Consider the following 3362-nt stretch of genomic DNA (forward strand, 5'->3'; position numbering starts at 1 on the left):
ATCGGCGTGAACTTCGGGCCGAGATCGCAGCCGATCACGTTGGCGTAGACCATCAGCTCGCGGGTCAAAGGTGTGAGATCCGGGGCCTGCTGGATCGACAGCGCTCCGATCGTCTGCACTGCCGTCGGAGACGACGAAGTACTTGCGACCGTTCGGATTACGCGGGTGGTGCTGGCCACCGCGCACCGAAACCACGATACGGCCGACAATCATCCTGCCAACCTCGCGGCGTGGTGCCAGCGCTGCCACATGCTCCACGATCGGCCGGAGCATGCCCGGCGGCGGTGGTTGACCGTGTTCCGACTGGAAGGCGCTCGGCGACCTGTTCCGCGGGCCATACGGCTGAAAGAATGCATCGCTCACGTGCGGACGGGGTGAGCCTAGTAGGAAGACCCCTTATGGTGGAGAGGTGCAATCTGCACCTCAAGCCGACTTTGAAAGCGACGCCGGCATTCGAGCGTCATGCGATCTCTATCGCCTTCAAGCGGGATCTATTCCATTGAGCAAGAGCCCGCTGACGCGCTTTGTAGGCGATCCGCAGAAGAGTATGGGGGTGACCCTGTGCCTCTGAATAAAGCTCCAGCTGTGGATCGTCAGATCTTCGACCGAGGATACGGGCTGCCTCAGTTCGCCAAGTGGCATCGGCTGCGGCGAACAGGATCTCCGCGCTTCTTGGGCAGTTCGAGTACACGAGGGCATCGCTCCAGCAAGTATATATGAAATTCGAGTGCTGTCACAACAGCTTCTGATAGAATAATACTCTACAAAATTGCCATTAACTCTGCAATATCAAATGAAGTGGCCTCCCCCCTTCTGGGTCCTTGCTAGAGGGTGTCGGGCCCGAGGGTAATTTGGACCCCACCGGTTCACCCTCTAAGAAATTTTCGAACCGGACTTTCTCTTAATGTCTGGCGCCTCGAGCGAGGGCCGGCCGGTCAACCGCGCCGACGTAATGGCTTCTAACTGCTATGCTGTGACAGTATCTGACTATCAGGTGAACGAGAAACATCGCTCGTTGCACAGCAGTTACATGGCCGGCAGACGCTGGCCTTGCCCTTTGTCTAAATTGTGAGCCGGAAGCGCTGCAGGCGATGCATGCTTCAAAGCTTTTTCGACGTCGCGAAGCGTTTGGCAGGTCTGTTTGAGAGGATCTGGCAGAGGCGCAATGCGCTCCCAGCTCGTAGTATTTCGACGTTCGATCAGGTCCACGATGGCGCTCACCGCACGATGGAGGCGAACCTGAGTCATCGTCGCTTCCCCGTTCAGGGGCGGACTGAGAGCTTCGAACATCATCTCTTCTTTGAACGCGGTCTCAATAAGGATTTCCTCAACTTCGTGACGAACGGGGTCAAGAAACTCGACACCAAAACCGTCAGTCTCGCGACGTACTAGGCGGCATGCACGCGGTAAGCTGCTTGTACCAATGCAGAGATCGAAGTTCGCTGGAACCGAAATGCCCTGCGGTGTGCGTAAAAAGCTTCCGTAGGATGATATGTCGGTGATAACGCATTCAATAGGTGTGCTTGTACGAATAATATAAATCTTTGCCGCAAGGTTGCATTGCCGCCGTGGAACTCGACGCCTATCAGGCATTTCGCATCTCCAAAATGGTACAGTATTTCCACTATCACAATTGAATATCAGGATCGATCGCTTAAAAGGTGGTAAAAATTTGCGATAAAATAATTTCCGTGAGTTCGGAACCTCTGGCCTATTGCAACAATTGCAATGATATTGCCTATACTAACTTGTGTTATCTCCATCCGAAATTACTAAGCTTGCGGATCACTGGGACTATAGCAGCCTGCCGGCTGAGGTCCCGGTTTCGGACCTCACTGCTTACCTCCATGCTGGCCAACCTCAGCATTTTTGCATGTTGACCTTCCCATCGTGGCAAGGTGCATGAGTATCTGACAGGCCACCCGATAAAGAATCTTCTCCCCTGTAAGCGTCTGACGCGAGGCGGTTTCGTAGATCGGCACAAGCTCCTGTTAGGAACCATTCAGCAAAGGCTTACCAAAAGATCCCGTCAGAAATTTCGTGTTTATCCGGGTGGGGCCTACGGACGGGCTAAGGGGGGGGCATGAACACTGACGACAGCCATCCGGTTCAGCCGTGCCGGACAGTGCGGCCGGCTGTGCCGGCAGGTCGCAAGGGAGATCTGTCCGCACAAGCGCGCCAGCACCTCGGAAATGAATTGCGCGCTTTGTACGGTTCCTTAGTCACCGACAGCCAGCCACAGCGACTACTCGACCTCCTCGCACAACTCGATACGGCTCTGACGGCCCGTCAGAAGGCTGATGCTGTAGCTTTCCGCCAAGGACTGACTGAAGCTTTGCCGGCATTACGTGGATTTGCAATCTCGCTTACAGTCAACGCGTCGCAAGCCGACGACCTAGTGCAGGAAACGCTGCTCAAGGCGTGGGCGAACCAACACCGGTTCCTGCCCGGCACCAATCTGACGGCTTGGTTGATGACCATCGCCCGCAACGCCTTCTACACCGAGCGTCGCCGCCGGAAGCGTGAGGTTGAGGACGCGGACGGCACAGCCGCCGGGCAACTGATCGAGTTACCTGCGCAAGAACACGGTATGGAGTTGCAAAAGGTCTTGCAGGCGATGGCTGTACTCCCGGCTGTCCAGCGTGAGGCGCTGATCTTGGTCGGTGCCGGGGGCATGACCTATGAGGCCGCCGCCGAACTGATCGGCTGTCAGATCGGTACCGTGAAAAGCCGGGTGAGCCGAGCACGGTCCGCCCTTGCGGGCATGTTGGCTCATGACCAGCCGGCCGCCTGATTATCCAATCAGCTCGCAACCTTGAACAGCTCAAGCGTCCACGCGCGTAGTGATCCTTGCAGTGACCGGATCTAACAGCACCTCGGCACCACAGGCTGCCATGATGGCACGCAGCATATTGAGCGACGCGTCGACCTCGGCGAACGAGGCAAGGCTTTCGCGGGTATACGTCCTGTTCGAAGCAAGCGTCGCCGTGACGTCAAACCGTCCATCAGGTCGATCAAGGATCTGGTAGAGAACAGGCTGGATCATATTTCAGACCTAGCGCAACCTTCCCACATGGAAAGGTTTGGCGGACACGTCAGCGCGCTATATGCGCGACCTAAGAGTTGCGAGAGCTATCGTGTCCGCCACAGCGCCAAGACCAAGCCAACGTTGAGCAGGGCCGAGGCGGCAAGCACGACGAACGTAGCGTCGGCGCCGCCGTGAGCGAGAACGTAGGCACCAAGCGGCGGAGCTAGAGGCTGTTATGGACCGCAAGCGAGTAGGGCAGCCTTCCTGAGCATGAGGCAGACAAAGGCGACGAGGTGCAGGTCTGCCAATGTGCTTGCATATCGCTCGTAGTCCT

3 protein-coding genes and 3 pseudogenes are annotated in these 3362 nt (G+C 56.8%); 2 read left to right on the forward strand and 4 right to left on the reverse strand.

Annotated features, from left to right (window positions below; translation table 11 throughout):
- A pseudogene (locus MFF26_RS26225) lies at nt 1-110 on the reverse strand (ArsB/NhaD family transporter); the annotation flags it as partial.
- 22 nt (nt 111-132) lie between these two features.
- On the opposite strand from MFF26_RS26225, the pseudogene MFF26_RS26230 reads away from it, so the two are divergent.
- Nucleotides 133-346: pseudogene (locus tag MFF26_RS26230) on the forward strand (hypothetical protein); the annotation flags it as partial.
- A gap of 680 nt (nt 347-1026) precedes the next feature.
- On the opposite strand, the gene MFF26_RS26235 reads toward MFF26_RS26230, so the two are convergent.
- A complete protein-coding gene (locus MFF26_RS26235) occupies nt 1027-1593 on the reverse strand; it encodes a PilZ domain-containing protein (RefSeq protein WP_137830849.1) in 567 nt (188 codons plus the stop codon).
- A gap of 490 nt (nt 1594-2083) precedes the next feature.
- Between MFF26_RS26235 and MFF26_RS26240 the strand changes: the two genes are divergently transcribed.
- Nucleotides 2084-2794 (forward strand): NepR family anti-sigma factor, encoded by a 711-nt coding sequence (locus MFF26_RS26240; protein ID WP_137830850.1) that lies wholly within the window; start codon nt 2084-2086, stop codon nt 2792-2794.
- 30 nt (nt 2795-2824) lie between these two features.
- Here the strand turns inward: MFF26_RS26240 and MFF26_RS26245 are convergent, their stop codons facing one another.
- On the reverse strand, nt 2825-3046 hold the full coding sequence (locus MFF26_RS26245; RefSeq protein WP_137830851.1) for a hypothetical protein: 222 nt from the start codon (nt 3044-3046) through the stop codon (nt 2825-2827).
- Between the two features lie 215 nt (nt 3047-3261).
- Nucleotides 3262-3362, reverse strand: a pseudogene (locus tag MFF26_RS26250) (IS5/IS1182 family transposase); the annotation flags it as partial.

Source organism: Methylorubrum suomiense (assembly GCF_022179765.1).
Classification (GTDB): Bacteria; Pseudomonadota; Alphaproteobacteria; order Rhizobiales; family Beijerinckiaceae; genus Methylobacterium; species Methylobacterium suomiense.